This window comes from Yersinia enterocolitica subsp. enterocolitica (genome assembly GCF_901472495.1).
In the GTDB taxonomy this organism is placed as follows: Bacteria; Pseudomonadota; Gammaproteobacteria; order Enterobacterales; family Enterobacteriaceae; genus Yersinia; species Yersinia enterocolitica.
In genome coordinates, this window is record NZ_LR590469.1 from 519,916 (window position 1) to 536,959 (window position 17,044).

The window sequence follows — 17,044 nt, forward strand, 5'->3', positions numbered from 1 at the left end:
CCCTGTGAGCGGTAAGCTGACAGGGTTTTCTTTTTGGAGGGATCATCATGCAAAACGTTACGCTCATCGGCATCGACCTTGGTAAGAATTCATTCCATATTCATTGCCAGGAAAAACACGGCAACACATTATTACGCAAGAGGTTTTCCCGCATTCAACTCACCCAGTTTCTCGCCACCTGCCCGCCTTGCATTGTCGCGATGGAGTCCTGTGCCGGGGCGCATTTTATGGCCCGTCATATCAGCCAGTTAGGGCATCAGGTCAAACTCATTTCTCCGCAGTTTGTCCGACCCTTTGTTAAAAGTAATAAAAATGATTTCATCGACGCTGAGGCCATATGCGAAGCCACTTCCCGTCCCTCCATGCACTTTGTGACACCCAGAACCGAAGACCAGCAGGCCATGTCGGCTCTGCATCGTGTCCGCGATGCACTGGTGAGGGAGCGGGTCAAAGCCACCAACCAAATGCATGCTTTTTTACTTGAGTTTGGCATAAGCATGCCACGCGGTATTGCGGTGATAAAACGACTGGCGACTGTGCCTGAGGAGCACGAGCTACCGCCTTATTTGGTGCGACTGCTCACCCGACTTCATCAGCATTATGGCTATCTCTGTGAACAGATCGAAGAAATCGAAAGAGAGTTAAAAAACCATCTGGCCGATGATGAAACAGCACAACGCCTGCTCACCATTCCCGGTATCGGGACAATCACTGCCAGTTTGCTCGCCACCAAACTGGGAGATGGGAAAAACTACCTCAGCAGCCGGGATTTTGCTGCGTCAACGGGATTAGTACCCCGCCAATACAGTACCGGCGGGAAAAGTACCCTGATGGGCATCAGCAAGCGGGGGGATAAAAATCTGAGACGGCTACTGGTGCAGTGCGCGCGGGTCTATATGCAACGGCTGGAGTATCAGTCAGGACGACTGGCGGAGTGGGTTAATGGGCAACTGACACGACATCACTCGAATGTGGTGGCCTGCGCATTAGCGAACAAACTGGCGCGAATAGCCTGGGTAGTCACCACACAAGGAACCGTCTTCAGTAAATAAAAGAGCCAACAGTAAATCTACTGTCAGCTCAATGAGTTACCAAGTGACTTTCTGGTTTTGCGACGACTGATTATTGATGACATGAACGGCACAGCGGCCTGATGATGAACCTGACACAAAAAATGGCTCTTTGAAGCCGACGGGTTTTTTAAGGTTCATCAGGTGCGGAACTCATCATGGCGCGGACATTTTTGTCCACCAGACGCCGAATAGATTTAAGCAAGCCCATCATAAATCAAAATCGGTGTTGCAAAAACGGGGGTGACCATAGATTTTTTGTGGCGAATTAGTTTTACTGAACCCTAACTTTTGATTTTTAAGTTTGCACTTATTGAGATGTTAATATGATAAATGCTTTATATCAGTTTCACTCTGCAGAATTTCAAAAAAATAGACGTGTTGATGACTGTTTTTTCCGATGAAATCTTTGAATTTTCGAAATTGTTTTGAGTTGAGGGTGTGTAATTGTAAAGGTTTCATTAATTCGGGTTGTTTGTTTTTTTATATGTGATTTTATTGTTTTTTTAGGTTGTTTGTCTGTGTTTTTATATTCTGGAGATGTGCCTTGTATATAGGATTGTTTGTTGCTTGTATTTTAAATGTTGCACTGTTGTGAGTTTTTATTTTGATATGATTATTTCTTTAGTATAAGGAGTGAAAGGAACGAGAAAGTTAAATCTATTTGTCCTAATCGCAATTTCATTGTTTAAATAATCACTATGAATTAATATTTTTTGCGACTCTGCTGAGTTACTGGTTTTAACTAGTGGTGTAAAAGGGATACCTTTTCGGTATCCCTTTTACAATAATCAGAAGAAATCAATTCGCGTATTGATACCGACGGTGCGACCCATATTGACCTGCGCGACGGCGCTGCTGCCGTTCATGTAGCCATAGGTACGGTAACGACGGTCGAACAGGTTATCGACATGGACGGAAATGTTTATCCGTTCAGTCGCCTGCCAGCCCAGGCTGCTGTCCAGAGTGGCATAGGTGCCTTGCCGCAACTGGTTGTCGCCATCGAAATAATGCGGCCCGACCAGATTAACCGCCAGTCGGGGCATCAGTGCGCCATAGCGCGTATCAATCACACCGTTCACGCTGCTTCCCGCGCCATAACGTGGTACGAACGGCACCCGGTTGCCGTGATACAACTCACTGTCATTGGTGAATTCGGAACGGATCACGTTGCCATTGATATCCCATGACCAGCCTGGCGCAAACCGCCATTTCGCTTCAAGCTCAACGCCGGTGGCGTCGGCTTTACCCGCATTGCTTAATGTCTGCATCTCGACCGGGCCAGAGTAAAGCTGCATGTCTTTGGTGTGGGTATAAAACGTCGCGGCTTGCAGCGTGACGTCAGCGGTTTCGTAGCGGGTGCCAAGTTCATAGTTGATGGATTTCTCGGCGACGAACGGTTTAGCATCAAGACCCGCAGTAGGCACGATGTTGTACCCGGAAGGTTTATATCCCTGAGCTATACGGGTATACACTCTCCAGTCGTCGGTCAGCATATAGCCTGCGGATAGCTGCCCGAGCACCTGATCGTCATTGCTCTTACCCTGGTCGCCAAACGGGTTGCCGAGCATGCTGCCGTGATATTGTGTACTGGATTTATCATGCGAGAAGCGCACGCCGCCGCCGATATCAAAACGATCGGTTAAATGCCAGGTCAGGTCACTGTATGCGGCCAGCGTTTCAGCGGTGGTATAGCCGGTACTGCTTAAATAAGGCATTGTCGGCATGTTGTAGGCTGAATTTAACTTCTCGCGGGTGTTCTGCCGGTACAGCCCAAACACCATATCAACGGTACGCGCATCGCCCAGGGTTGCGGCGCGCAGCTCCTGCACATCCTGATTCCAGCGCTGAGGCATATTGACGATTAACGAACCGGAAGGGAAGGTGCGCGAATAATGCTGCTGCTGCCAGGCGCTGATCAGGTTGAAAACCCAGTCATCGGTGGTGTATTTCCCACTCAGGGTCTGGCTGTCAGTGCAGCGCCGCATGTACGGGTCTGGTGAACCATCGCTAAGTGAGAGCTTACGGCCCTTAATATCATTCCATCCCACATAGGCGTCCTGGGTGGCGCGGGTACATTCGCGTGAGGCGGCAAAGCCCATTTCCCAGGGCTGATCGTCCGGCGCCAGACGCAGTTTCACATTCCCTATGCTGGCGCGGGTGCCGCCTAAATCATCGCTTCCCGTCGCGGGGTTAATCATGTCGCCGTCATCAACCTGGCGTAACAGGGTGACGCTGCCGTACAGCAGGCCATCCTGAATGGGGCCGCTCAGGTTGAACTTACTTCGATAACTGTCGCGGCTACTGACGCCGCCTTCAATATAGCCGCGCGGCGTGCTGTCCGGCTGCTGGGTGACGATGTTGATGATCCCGCCCTGAGCGCTTTTGCCATATAACGTTCCCTGTGGGCCACGCAGCAACTCCACGCTTTGCACATCGGTAAGCGCCTGGATGGTGTTGGTGGAAAGCTGAGGGACGCCATCGACATACAGGGTGACGGCGGGGTTATAGAAGTCCTGCGCCGAAGAGACGCCGCGTAGCGAGATCGTCGAAAAAAGCATGTTGCCGCTATTTTCAATATTGAGCCCAGGCAAGACTCTGGGGAGTTTGTCGCTGGCGGTAACGCCGGCGTCGCTTAATTCCGGCGCGCTGACAACGGTAGACGAGACGTTGTTGGCTGATGCCGAGCGGGAAGATTGTTTACTGGCGGTAACCTCCAGCGTGCTTTCGTCTTGCTGTGAAGTCTGGGCATTAGCAATGGCGGGGAGCAATAATCCCCCCAAGGCCAGAGGATAAAGCCGTGTCATTTTCATTGTTGTGAGTCCCTGTAAGACGGCGAAACGCCAAAAATACCGACAATGGTGAATTGAAAATGATAACTATTTCTAATAGTGGTGCTACCCGAAACGGGTTTATTTCAACCTGTTTCGGGTCGGTTTGCACTTATTGGGCAGAATGGCGATAACGGTCGACGGCGAGAGCCGTCAGGCGTTTTTTGTCTATCTTGCCGACGGCGGTGAGCGGCCAGTGGTCCAGAAACTCGATTTGGTCAGGAATTTTCCACGCGCTGAGCCCCATACGGGTCAGTTGTTGACGCAACTGCTGATAGTCAGTTGGCATCTGCTGCGCGATGATAAACGCGCAAATCCGCTCGCCAAGCAGCGTGTCCGGCGCGGCGACCACCGCGCAATCTTGCACTTCCGCTAAACGCAGCAGTGCCGATTCCACTTCAGCAGCGGCTATTTTTTCTCCGGCGCGGTTGATCTGCTCTTTTATGCGCCCCTCAACGTGCAGGTTCCCCGCCTCATCCAGCCTGACATTGTCGCCTGTGCGGTAAAACCCTTGCGCAGTAAAGGCCTGCGCGTTGTGAGCAGGGGCGCGGTAATAGCCCGAAATGGTATAAGGGCCGCGCGTTAACAATTGCCCGGTTTCGCCCGGCTCGACGTCGTTCTCGTCTTGATCAACGATGCGGATTTCATCCAGAGGGGACAACGGTCGCCCCTGGCTGTGGAGAATAGTGGTATGCGGATCGTCCAGCCGGGTAAAACAGAGCAGGCCTTCCGCCATACCGAAGACCTGTTGCAGGGTACAGTCAAAGGTGGCGATAACCTGCTCAGCAAGCGTCGGGTCGAGCCGGGCGCCGCCTGCCTGAATGACGCGCAGCGACGAAAGGTCGCTGTCTTCCCACTCCCTGGCCTGCACCCATAATTGCGCCAGCGCCGGAACCAGGGCGACGTGAGTCACCCCTTCCTGCGCGATTAAAGGCATCACCTCATCACAGCTGGCGCTGTCGGTCAGCACCACTTTTCCGCCGCAGGCAAGCGTTCCCAGAATGCCGGGGCAGGCCAGCGGAAAGTTATGCGCCACCGGGAGGACGGCGAGATATACGCTCTGTTGACTGATGCCGCACAGTTCAGCAGAAGCGCTGAAGTTATAGCTATAGTCGGCATGTCGGCGCGGGATGAGTTTGGGCGTGCCGGTTGTGCCGCCTGAGAGCAACAACAACGCGGTGGCTGAAACATCAGGCTGCGGCCATGCCTGTCGCTCACCGTGAAGGGAGAAGATCGGCGTAAAATCGTCGCTCATGGTCTCTCCTGCGACCAGAACATGACGCAAGCAGGCGTGTTTGTGCGTCATCTGTCGGGCCAGCTCTGCGTGGTTTTCCCCGTGAATAACGTAAGCGACGGGTTGCGCCAGCTCAATCAGCGCGTCGATATCCAGCGCCCGTTGCGAGGGCATCGCCAGCACGGGGATAACGCCCAGTCTTAACAAGGCGAACAGCAGGGTAACAAACGCGTTGCCGTTGGGAAGCTGCACAATTACATGCTCCCCCGAACGCAAACCCAGTGATGACAGACCTGCGGCAAGTTCGTCAACCCGTGCATCAAGCGCGCTATAGGTTAACGACCCCTTTGCATCAACGACGGCAATTCGCGAGGCATAACGGGCCGCCCAGTGGCGCAACTGTTCGGCAATGGCTAAGGGATACTGTTCAATCAGAGATTCAAAGGAAGAATTCATGCGTCACCTTTCTGAAGTGCTGGGCTGTTTTTGCAACGCGGTCATTGCAGAAAATGCGTGGGGAAAATGGCGGACAATCTGCGTAAAAAAGGACCGGGCTTGTTGAATGGGATAGAAATGATCGCCGTCAATCACCACCGGGCCTGTAACGTGGCTCAGCCACTGACGCCAGGCATCGACCTGCTGCCAGGAGGCTTCGCGATCGTGGCTGCCGCACAATAACAGCGCAGGCGTGCGCAGCGGCGGACAGACGTCGGGCGAGTCGTAGTGATAGCTCTCGGTGGCGTAAAAATCAGCGCGCAGAAGAGGAAGAAACAGCGACATTAATTCCTGGTTTTCCCGCAGTTCAGGAGAACATCCGCCAATGTCTATCAGTTCAGCGATAAAGTCGGCATCATCGCGATGGCTGAGCTGGCGTTCAGAATGCAGATGCGGGGCATGGCACCCGGAAATAATCAGTCCTTGCGGCGCATGCCCCCGTTGCTCCAGAAGTCGGCAGGTTTCAAACGCCACCTGCGCCCCCATGCTGTGCCCGACGAGTAAAAGCGGCGTGTCAGGCGATACGGACGCTTCCAGTTCGTTCGCCAGCAGTGCCGCCAGTTGCGTAATGCTTCTGACCGGCGCCAGATGGCGAAGGCGATCGCGCCCCGGCCAGGTCACCAGAGAAAGCGCGCTGTTCGCCATTTGATTGTCTCGCCAGTGGCGAAACGCGCTACTGCTGCCGCCAGCGAAAGGGCACATGACCAGATGCGCAGTATTGCCGTTCCGGGCGGGCCACAGCGGGATGCACATTGCAGATTGCGTCACAGCGCCTCCTTATCATCATCGTTGTAGAAACCGGCTAACCGGTCGTGGTGCGGCGGCGTCAGGCGTCTGATCTCCGCATTGCCGGTCTTACGTAAAATCTGCTGCCATAAACGTGATAACGCGATCTGATGTACGTTTTGGCAGGCCACTGGTGGATGTTCGCCCGCCAGATGGCTGCGCAACTGGTGTAGCAACCAGCTGACGCCCTCCGGCCCGACGGTTTCGCAGCAGTCACGCCAGCTCAGAGGCGCCGCGCTGCGCGTCAGACCCGGCGGATCGCGCAGGATCTCCGGTCTGCGGTAGAGACTGTGGGCGTTCTCTTGATGGTCTGCGACAAACAGGCTGGATGACCAGATGACGGGGCCGTAGCTCGCCTCCAGCGAAAGATGACCTTCCGGCCAGCCCAGCAGCAGGCGGTGCATGATAAGGCTATGCATATCTGGATCGTCAGGATCGAGATAGCGCTGAAGCAGCAGGCAGGCTTCTCCCTCCGGCCAGAAGAGTCTCAGGCAGTGAAAATCGCTAAAGCTGCCGACCACGTCGCACTCCACGGCGGCGGTATCAACGCCCAGAGCCAGCAACAACAAATCCAGCGTGGAGTAGAGCAACTGTCGGCTGGTGGTGGCGTGGACTACCGGCGGCGTCTTAGCCAGGCAGCGACGCAGCTGCTGCGCATCGCGAAGCCATGTACGTCCTGCGCGCGTATGCGGATAAAACGTGTTTATCCAATAGCAGCAGCCCTGTTCCTGCGCCAGCGTTTGTAAGGAACTGATGTCATCCGGGTGGAGGGGATGCTCCTGAATAACGTGTACGCCGCGCGCCAGAAAGTGTCTGGCAAGCTGCGTACCAGCTCCTCCGGCGACGGTCGAACGCACGACAATACAGGCGATATCCGGCATCCCGGTTATCTGTTCCGGCGAGGTATACAGCGGAATGCCAAACGCATGGGCCAGCTCTCTTGAGCGGGCGCTTCCCTGCGCCAGCAGGCCGACCAGTTCCAGCCCCTCCGGGGGCTGCATAAAGGCATTCAGGTACATTTCGCCAAATTTGGCGCCCACAATCAGTACGCGTTGTTTTGGGGAGGCGGACGGCATCATAACGTGTTCTCCGGTTGCGTTGAGGTTGCGCAAAGCCAGCGCGTAATGTGTTGCGCACAAACCTGAACGTGAGGGGCTTCCATCATGATTTGCCAGTGGCTGGCTTCAATCACAGCGTCGTCGGCGTTGTTTATCCAGCCCTGCCACTCGGTTTCTGCTGGCGTCCAGCGCGCGGGTCTCCCGGCGGCATACACCATGAGACAGGGGACAGGAACGTTTTCGCCCGGCGTATGCTCAGTCAGTAAACGCAGCAGATGCGCGATGTTGTCGAGCCACGTTTCTGCCGCTTGCAGCGTCAGGTTTTGCGACACCATACCGGCCGTTTTAGCGAGGCTGATAAAGTCGGCAAGCTGGCTGTCGGGCGTCTGCTGGTCGAAATGTTCGGGCAGTGCCAGAGGCGTTTGTCCTTCGGCTAACAGGCGCAGCAGGGCCGCCCGGTTTTCGCAACAGAAATCCTGTCGGCACACGGGATCGATTAACGCGATCCTAACCTGCTCGCCTTTGGCGTACAGGCGCTGTGCGGCGCCCGCCGCGAGAAACGCGCCATACGACCAACCCGCCAGTACATAAGGGCCGTGAGGCTGCTGGCGACGGATGCACCCGACATACTCATCGATCATCTGGTCAAGCGTGGCAAAGCGCTGCGGCGATTTTGCTTGCAGGCCGAAAACACGCCTGTTCAGCGCGCTGGCGAGCGGCAGCCAGGCGCTGATATCGCCGTCCGAAGCGTGGAAGACGAACAGGGTTTCGTCGCCGTCGCCCTGGCAAAGGGGAATCGGGTTGTCCTCTCCTGATGTAGCCGCCTGTAGATGGGCGCAGAAGTCGCTCAGCGTCGAATGGCTGAACAGATCCTGAAGGTTAGCCCTGGCAATCCCTCTCCGGTTTAGCTGCGCAACCATCCTTGTCGCCATCAGGCTGTCGCCGCCCAGTTCGAAAAAGTCGTGATGCCTTGCCACGGGGCGAGACAGCAGCGATTGCCAGAGTTCAGCCACCTGTTTTTCCAGCGCCGGATTCCCCCCGGCAACTGGCGTGGGTTTGGCTGGCTCAATCAGCGCATCAGACGGGGCATGCAGCGGCGTAAATAACGCTTCTCTTTGCCGGATCTGTAAAACGGGAAGACCGGTGCCAAAGCGCTGCTGTAAATAGCGGCTCAGGGCTTCTTTATCCGGGCGATTTACGCCAGGCGAATGCGCCACCAGCAGATGCTGGCGCAGCGGCGACGATTCCTGCGCGGGCCACGCCAGCTCGTTTGCAAAACCGGCCTGAACGAGAACCTCCTGCCATGCGGAGCGGGTGAGCATCGGTTTCTCATCCCGGCGGCGGAAATCGCGGTATCCGCTTAATCCCTCAATAAAGCCCACGCTTGCCAGCTGGAATACGCTGTTTCGCTCCGTCGCTTCAACGATCAGCAAACGTCCGCCGGCTTTCAGCAACAGTTTTAATCTGCGCAACGTCTGGACGACATGGCTGGCGTCGTGGAGCACATTGACGGCAACGATCAGGTCGTAACCCGCCTCCGGGTGGGCGGTGAAATCCAGCGGCTGGTTGATGTCGAACAAGGCATAAGACACCCGCGATTCATCATGGAAACGGGCTCTGGCGTCATTGAGGAACTGCGCGGAGACGTCCGTGAAGTGGTACGACTTCCGCGTGTTCCGCGTGGCCTTCAGCACCGGCGCGGTAGTGGCTGCGGTTCCGGCGCCGACCTCCAGAATCCGTTCTGCGCCGCACAAGGCGGCAATCTGCGCGGTATAGCGATTCAGACAGGCGCTGGCGGGGTTGTCGCGATACAGCGCGTCGGTCACACGATGCTGCTCGTTGAACAGCAATTCCAGCGGTGAACACTGCCCGGAGAAGAGGGCGTCGTGCCGGGCGATGCAGGTTTCCAGATACTGCGCCAGCGCCTGGCTCCATTGGCTTGGCGGGCACGCTTCCTGAGGCTCAGGAATCTCGCTGAGCGGAACGCGGCAGCGCCAGCTTTCACCCTCGCGGATTAACCACGCTCTTTCCGTCAGACACTGTAGCCACTGGCGCAGCAGACGCTGGTGAGACGCTTGCGCGGACAGCGCCTGTACTATTGCGCTAAAGCGATGGGCGATCTCCGGCGTGGTAAACAGGCCGTGACGATTTAGCGTAGCCGCGATCCCCTGTAGCGCACGCGCCTCCAGCCAGCGCCAGGTCGCCTCCAGCTCATCAAGCTGCGCCTGCTCAGGCAACGACAGCGCCAGTTGGGTAAGTTCGTGCTCATCAGGCGTCGCCGCTGATGGCGACGGATCGTCGGCCATTACGATATCCAGCGTCAACGCGCCCTGTTCGGTTATTTCCGCTCTGGCCTGCCGGATGCCGGGGTATTCGAGCGTCGCCTGCTCAATATCCCGCAGGTCGTAGTCCGCCTGTGCGTTCAGCGGCCAGCGTCGACGGGGAATGTGCCCGGCGATACCGCTGGCGAGAGTCTTCAGGCTTTCAGGGGCGGCGATGACGGCTTGCAGGATGGCGCAGTAGTCATTAAACATCGCCTCGGCAGCGCCGGGTTCCAGCACGTTGTCCATGCAGTACCAGCTAAACATCAACTCGCCGTCGCTCTCCATGACCTGATGATCCAGCCAGACCTGCGGCGTTTGCGTGAATACATAGCAGGGTTCGCCGAACAGATGGCTCATCGCCTGATCGATAGTCATGCCTTCCAGCGTCATCCCCAGCATACTGGTAAACACCACCGGCATCAGCGGTTGACGTTGTGACCCGCGCAGGCGGCCCAGCTCACGGATCACCTCAACACCGTTCATTTCACTGTGCGCCATGTTTTGCCAGAGGCGCTGTTGGGTCTGTTGCATCTGCTCTTGCAACGTCACCAGCGTTGAGAAGTTAAAATCAACCAGCGTGACGGAGGTAAAATCACCAATCAACTGGTTGATTTGCGGATGGATCGGCTGGCGATTGAAGAACGTCAGGTTCAGCGTAAATGCCGTGGTGCGGCTCCAGCGCTCAAGGGTGGCGGCAAACAGCGTGAGCAGCGCGGCAGACGGTGTGACGCCTTGCTGCTGCCAGCGCTGTTTCACGGCCTGCCATTCTGTCTTGCCGATCGTCGATTTGAAGGTGGTGAAGTGTGGCGTTTCCGGGCGCGTCTCAACCACCGGCAGCTCTGGCGCTAAGGGCAGTTGCGGCAGTTTTCCCTGCCAGTAATCCCAGGCATCGTGCCATGCCGATGTCTGTCGGCGCGCCTGTTCAGCCATCACATAATCACGGAAGGTAATAGCGAGCGGCGCCAGCGTTTCACCGCGCCAGACCTGCGCCAGATCGTCCATCATGACTTTAAAACTCTGCACATCGAACTGCAAAAGGTCGAGGTTCATGTGCAGGCGGTAATGGCAATCGTCGATTTCGCTGACCACCAGCTCAAAAAGAGGCCACTGGTCGGCAGGCAAAACGCGATAGCTCATTTCATGCCGCCGTTTTTCCAGCGCGATGCGTTGTTCTTCCGGGGAAAGCGCGCGCAGATCGTCACGCTGGATGTGATACTCCGGCGTTGTCCCCAGGACTCGCTGCTGCCCGTCGGCATCAACCACCATGCGCAACATATCGTGGCGTGCGATAAGCTGGTTCCATGCTTTCTCCAGTATGGCGAGATCGAACTCATCGTGGCGTTTATCCCACTCAAACAGGACGTGACAGGCGACGCCGCCATAGCCAATGAGGTGGGTTCGCCCCAGCCAGTAGGCGTGCTGAATGGGCGTCAAAGGGAAGGGCGCATAACGCTTGTCGGCGTCGTGCTGCAACACTTCCGGCTGCGAAGCGGCAGGCGTCGTCTCTGGCTTAGAACAGATAAGCTGCGTGAGTCCATGAGGAGACAGATCCTGCCACGCCCGTTCCGCATTGATGCGTACACCCAGGTAGTGCTGAATATCGCTACTGAGTTCAAGGAAGAGCAGCGAGTCCATGCCGAGTTGCAACAGATCCTGGTTTGGGCGCAGTGACGCCGGATCGCTCAGCCTTAGCTGAACCGCAATCCGCTTTTTCAGCCATGCTATCACCGCCGTTTCATCGCTCAGGCTGCCGTTAAAGGCGTTGTCATCAGCAGGAGGAATGACAGGCATTGCGGCTTTTTCTGTGGCGCTGATGTTAAACAGAGCCTGTTGTAACGGGGGCATTTTGTCGGTAAAAACGCGCATCGCCAGTCGCCACGGGGCGCCGCGCATCACCGCCTGTTCCAGGTGCCAGCAGCCTTCGGCATCGCTTAACGCGCCCATACCACGGCTGGCGAGCGTCGCCAGCATTTCCGGCGTGGCCGCCCGACCGCTTTCTCCCCATGCGCCCCAGGCGACAGAGAGCGTTTTCGGCGCATCAAGGGTGGAAAACTGCTGTGCCAGCCCGTCCAGGTAGCCGCAGGCCAGCGCATGGGCGCTCTGACCCGGCGCGCCGAGGGTGGCGGCAGCGGAAGAGTAGAGAATAAGATAGCGTCCGTCGTGGTTGCGCAGGGTTTGCAACAGCTGGTTTGCCGCCTGCGCTTTTACCGCAAAAACGGTGGCCAGCTGGTGGTCATCAAGCTCCTGCAAGGGCGCGTCAGCCAATACGCCAGCGGCATGAATCGCTCCGGCAATGCCGCCGTTGGCCGCCAGATCGTCAAGAACCGTGGCCAGTTGCCCGGCATCGCCCACATCACAACGGCAGACGCGCGTCTGCCCGCCCTCCACGTCGCGTAGCCATGACTCATCCACGCGCTGCGCCAGCAGGGCGATGCGTCGCGCGCCTTTTTCTCTGAGCCAGTTCACGGCAAGGCGGCCTAATCCGCCAAACGCTCCGGTCACCAGATGCCAGCGGTTATCGCCGGTAAACACGTTTGCCGGTAATTCAGCGGCGCATCCCGTATTGAGCGCCAGTGAAGGGAGCCAGAGGGTGTTACCCCGCGCGGCGAGCCAGCGCTGTGATAGTGAGACTGCGCTCAACCCTTGATGCAGTGTTTCCCACGGGGTGTTTTCGGCGAGATCGATGGCGGCAATCAACCGTTCCGGCTGTTCGTTGGCCGCGACGCGAAGCAAGGCCCATAGCGCGTGATGGGACGCAGAGAGTGCCTCATTTTCCTCGACTCGCCACGCGCGGCGAGTGACCACAATCAATCCGGCTGCGCTGGCGATGAGCGCTGCTATCACTTTCTCCGCTAAGGCCAGCGTATCCTCGCTCTCCTCAACAATCATCAGTCGCGAAGAGGCGTGCGGATCGTGAATGATGCCGTATTGCGCCAGCTCGTCGCTGCGCGCAAGCGTACCGGCGCTGAAGGTAAGCGGATGGTCAACGCTGGCGACGTTGAGGGGCGTCCAGCGCCATTGATAATGCGTCTGCGGCGCAGGAAGAGGCGCGGCGGGCGATAGCGGCAGCCACTCGCCATCAGGATGACGGGCTTCAACGTGCATCTGACCGCGGGAAAAGGCTTCGTTTTGCCAGCTTAAGCGAACCTCCCCCAGCCACTCCGGGGCGGCGACGAGGGGCGGTTCCACAGGCAGAGCGTCGCCATGACGCTGTGAGAGCAGACGCCAGGCCTCCTGCCAGCGGGCGTTAAACCGTTCGGGCTGACCTGCGCAATCAGACCAGTCGGCGAGATAATCACCGTTATCCGTCAGCGCCTGCCCCAACACGGGTTCTGATGGCGCGGTGAATGTTACGGCACTAACCGCCTGACCGGGCAGCGTGGCGAGAATGATATGTTCGCTCATCCCGGCGGTTGGGCTGCCATCCTGCGGTAGCCATGCCACTTTGCTGAATCCGGCGTGGCGGCACTGTTGCTGCCACTGAGCGGTGGTGAGGAATAATTCACCTTCGCGGGCGTCGAGATCCTGTAGCGGAAGAACCAGCGGGCCGAAAACGAAGTCAAACAGACGCATTGGCTGGGTGATTTCGCGCATCAGCAGGCGCCCGCCCGGCTTGAGCAGGGGGCGCAGATTATCGAGCGTGCGGCCAATATGGCGGGTGGCGTGAATCACGTTCGCCGCCACGATAAGATCGTAAGACTGTGCCTGGAAACCCTGAGACTGCGCCTCTTTTTCGAGATCCAGCTCGCTATACTTCACAAAATCATAGTCGGCGAATTTCTGCTGGGCGCGGCGGGTGAACAGCGCTGAGATATCGGTGAAGTGGTACTCCAGCGCCGGAACGCCGTTGAGTTCCGGCAGCAGCCACGCGGTGGTGCCGCCGGTTCCGCCGCCAACTTCAAGAATACGCAACGACTGGCGGGGCTGACGCGTCTGGACAATGCCGCGTAATACCCCGGCGGCGATTTGGTTGAAATAGCGGCCAAAGCTGAATTCCTGATACAGCACTTCCACGCCGTCGGAGGCGCTTTGCGGGAAGATAATCGCCACCGGTTCTTCCGCGCCGCTCATCATGTCATATAACCGATCGCCGGCACGGGCGATGGTGTCGGGAATAGCCTGAAAACCTTCACAATAACCGGCAAGTTCCGTCAGCAGTGATTCCCGCTGTTGATGTTCAATGGGGTGGGCGCGGACGTATCGCCCGTCGGTGCAGCGGTAATCGCCGTCGACCACGCAGTTATTCAGCAGGCGCTGGAGTAGCTGCTGGTAGCGGGGCAGCAGACGTCCACGGCGTATGATGGTTATGGCGTCCACGCCGTTTTCAATGGCATCGCCGGTACAGCGTTGTACCAGTTGATCGACGTAGATGGCGTGCAGTCGCGTGGCGCACTGTTTAAGCGCTTCCAGACGGGGGAGATCGAGCGCTGTCGCGGCGCGACTCGCCACCTCCAGCCCGGCAGACAGCGCTGCGTCGGCAGGTTCGCAGGCCGGGGAGACGCGCTCTTTCCAGTAACGCTCAGTATCAAACGGATAACATGGCGCAGCGATACGTTGTCCATCACCCGCCAGTAGGTCGGTCCACGGTAAGGCGACACCGGCAGCGTAAAGCTGGAGCAGGGCCTGATTGAGGACATCGCTCGCCTCTTTGTTACGCCGGGCGCTGGCTATCCAGTATGCGTTATCGCGGTATTCGCGCTGCCCGGAAGCAACCAACTGGGCATCGGGCCCCATCTCCAGAAAAACGCGGGCGCCGAGCTGATGCGCCATCTGAATACTCTGGATAAAACGCACCGGCTGGCGCATGTGTCGGCGCCAGTAATCCGCCTGGTTGAGCGTTGACTCATCAATGACGTCGGCGGTGAGCGTGGAAATAATCGGTATTTGCCCCGGCTCCGCGTGCAGCCCCGCGCAGGCGTACTGGAACCGATCGAGTATCGGTTCCAGTAAAGCGGAGTGCGCCGCGCCGGTTACGCTCAGGCGACGATAGTTAATGTTATGCTGCGAGAGCGTGGTGCAAAATACCGCGAGACGGGCTTCCGGCCCGGAAAATACCGTATGTTGCGTACCGTTGTTGGCGGCGAGATCCAGCTCAAACTGGCGAGCCAGCGGCATCAGCGTGTCTTCGTCTGCAAATACCGCCACCATTGCGCCGCTTGCGCACTGCTGCATCAGTGCGCCGCGTCGACAAACCAGTGGCATGACCTGTTCAATCGTATAGTGTCCGCAGACGACGGCAGCGGCAAATTCACCGACGGAATGCCCAATGGCGAAGTCTGGCTTCAGTCCTTCAGCGTGCCAGTGCGCCGCCATCGCGATTTCAAACGCGACAATCGCCGGCTGCGCCCAGGCCATATTGTCCAGCTGCGCCGAATCGGGGTTAAACATCGCTTCGCGCAGTGACGGCGTGAGCATTTCGCTACAGGCGGAAAAACAGCGATCCAGCATGTCGGCAAACGCCGTTGAGTGCTGGTACATCGTTTGACCCATAGTGCGCCAGTGCGAGCCCTGGCCGGTAAACAGCCACACCTGCTTGCCGCTGGCGCCGTGGCCGCTATAAACCAGCGCCCCCGATTTCTCACCGGCCCAGTCGCTGAGCGCCGCGGCGGTTTCACGGTTTAATGGCGCCGCCAGGCGAAAGGGAAGATCGAGACGGCGCGCGTGCAGGGCCGTGAAGGCCAGATCGCTGGCATCCGTATTCTCTCTCAGCGCCCCGGCATAATCCGTCGCCAGCCGCCGCAACGCGCTGTCGCTGGCGGCGCTGAGCAGCAGCGCGGTACTTTTTCTGCTGCTATCCGTATTGGGGAGGCGCGCGTTGAGCGCGTCGGGCAGCGAGGCGACGATCATATGGCAGTTGGTGCCGCCAATACCAAAGGAGGAGACGCCCGCATAGCGCATTTCATCCTGCCACGCCTGCGCCGACACCGGTATGGTAAAGGGACTCTCTTCAAGTTTCAGCGCCGGGTTGGGGGTATGAAAATTCAGTAAGGGTGGAATTTGCCCGCGGCTGACTGCCAGAACGGTTTTCAGCAGTCCGGCAATGCCCGCTGCGGTATCCAGATGGCCCATATTACTTTTCACGGAACCGAGCGCACAGCGCTGATCCTGCGGGCGAGGCGCATAGACGTTGCGTAACGCTTCAATTTCAATCGCGTCGCCCAGCGGTGTGCCGGTGCCGTGGGTTTCAATGTAACCTACCTGCCTGTCGTCGATGGCCGCCAGCATTAACGCCTCTTCGATGACTGCCTGTTGCCCTGCGACGGAAGGGGCGGTATAGCCGACCTTTCTGTTGCCGTCGTTGTTGACCGCGCTGGAGAGGATCACCGAGATAATCGGATCGCCTGACAGCAGCGCGTCTCTCAGGCGACGCAGTACCACGCAGCCGAGACCGTTACCGGCCCAGGTGCCCTCAGCCGAGGCGTCAAAAGGACGACAGTGACCATCGGGAGAGAAAATCATTCCGGGCTGGTAGCGGTAGCCCGCCTGCTGGGGGAAAGAGAGCGCCACGCCGCCGGCAACCGCCATATCGGATTCGCCTGCGCGCAGGCTTTCACAGGCCAGATGCACGGCAACCAGCGAACTGGAGCAGGCGGTCTGTACCGATAACGCTGGGCCGTGCAGGTTGAGTTTGTACGCGGCGCGGGTGGCAATATAGTCTTTATCATTGCCCATCAGAGATTGCAGACCTTTTACCTGCGCGACTTCTGTCACGTTCAATGCTTCGCGACCGGGGTAGGTACTCATCCGGGAAGAGGCGAAAACGCCGGTCTTATGGGGGACGGCGCCGGGGGCATAACCGGCATGTTCCAGCGCATGCCAGACCGCCTGCAAAAACAGGCGCTGCTGCGGGTCCATCGATTCCGCTTCCTGTCGCGAATAGCCAAACAGGGTGGCGTCGAAGCAGTCGGCGTTGTCTAACACCGTACCGATATTGACATAATGAGGATCGTCAATGATGGCGGCATCCAGACCGACGGCCAGAAGTTCTTCGCGCGTAAAGCGTCGGCTGCATTCACGACCTTCCAGCAGATTTTGCCAGAACGTTTCGCCATCCGGCGATTCAGGAAAATGGCAGGCGTAGCCGATAACCGCGACAGGTTCGCAGTCCGGGTAGTGTTGAGCGATCGATGCATCAATGGAATCTGCTGTCGGCGCAGAAGAGAAGCGCAAGTTATCCATAATCGGTCCCGTTTCCTAAGATTCACAAAGTCAATGGAACGCCATGCGTTCGCGATGGCGTTCCGGG

Annotated in this window: 6 protein-coding genes; 1 reads left to right on the forward strand and 5 read right to left on the reverse strand. The window is 57.8% G+C overall.

Annotated elements, in window-relative coordinates; genetic code table 11:
* The first annotated feature begins 47 nt into the window (after nt 1-47).
* Complete coding sequence (locus FGL26_RS02475; protein ID WP_005168659.1) at nt 48-1,052, forward strand: IS110-like element IS1328 family transposase; 1,005 nt, start codon at nt 48-50, stop codon at nt 1,050-1,052.
* Between the two features lie 809 nt (nt 1,053-1,861).
* Here the strand turns inward: FGL26_RS02475 and fyuA are convergent.
* The 5 genes from fyuA to irp1 form a co-directional block, all read right to left on the reverse strand.
* Nucleotides 1,862-3,883, reverse strand: coding sequence for a siderophore yersiniabactin receptor FyuA (gene fyuA / locus FGL26_RS02480; protein WP_138060213.1), 2,022 nt, complete (start codon nt 3,881-3,883; stop codon nt 1,862-1,864).
* A gap of 130 nt (nt 3,884-4,013) precedes the next feature.
* A complete protein-coding gene (gene ybtE, locus FGL26_RS02485; RefSeq protein WP_005168666.1) occupies nt 4,014-5,591 on the reverse strand; it encodes a yersiniabactin biosynthesis salycil-AMP ligase YbtE in 1,578 nt (525 codons plus the stop codon).
* A 3-nt stretch (nt 5,592-5,594) separates the two neighbouring features.
* On the reverse strand, nt 5,595-6,398 hold the full coding sequence (ybtT, locus tag FGL26_RS02490; RefSeq protein ID WP_005168669.1) for a yersiniabactin biosynthesis thioesterase YbtT: 804 nt from the start codon (nt 6,396-6,398) through the stop codon (nt 5,595-5,597).
* Nucleotides 6,395-7,495, reverse strand: coding sequence for a yersiniabactin biosynthesis oxidoreductase YbtU (ybtU, locus tag FGL26_RS02495; RefSeq protein WP_005168671.1), 1,101 nt, complete (start codon nt 7,493-7,495; stop codon nt 6,395-6,397). Before ybtU ends, ybtT begins: the two co-directional genes overlap by 4 nt.
* Entirely contained in the window at nt 7,492-16,977 is a 9,486-nt protein-coding gene (gene irp1 / locus FGL26_RS02500; protein ID WP_138060214.1) for a yersiniabactin polyketide synthase HMWP1, read from the reverse strand. Before irp1 ends, ybtU begins: the two co-directional genes overlap by 4 nt.
* Nucleotides 16,978-17,044: the final 67 nt, after the last annotated feature.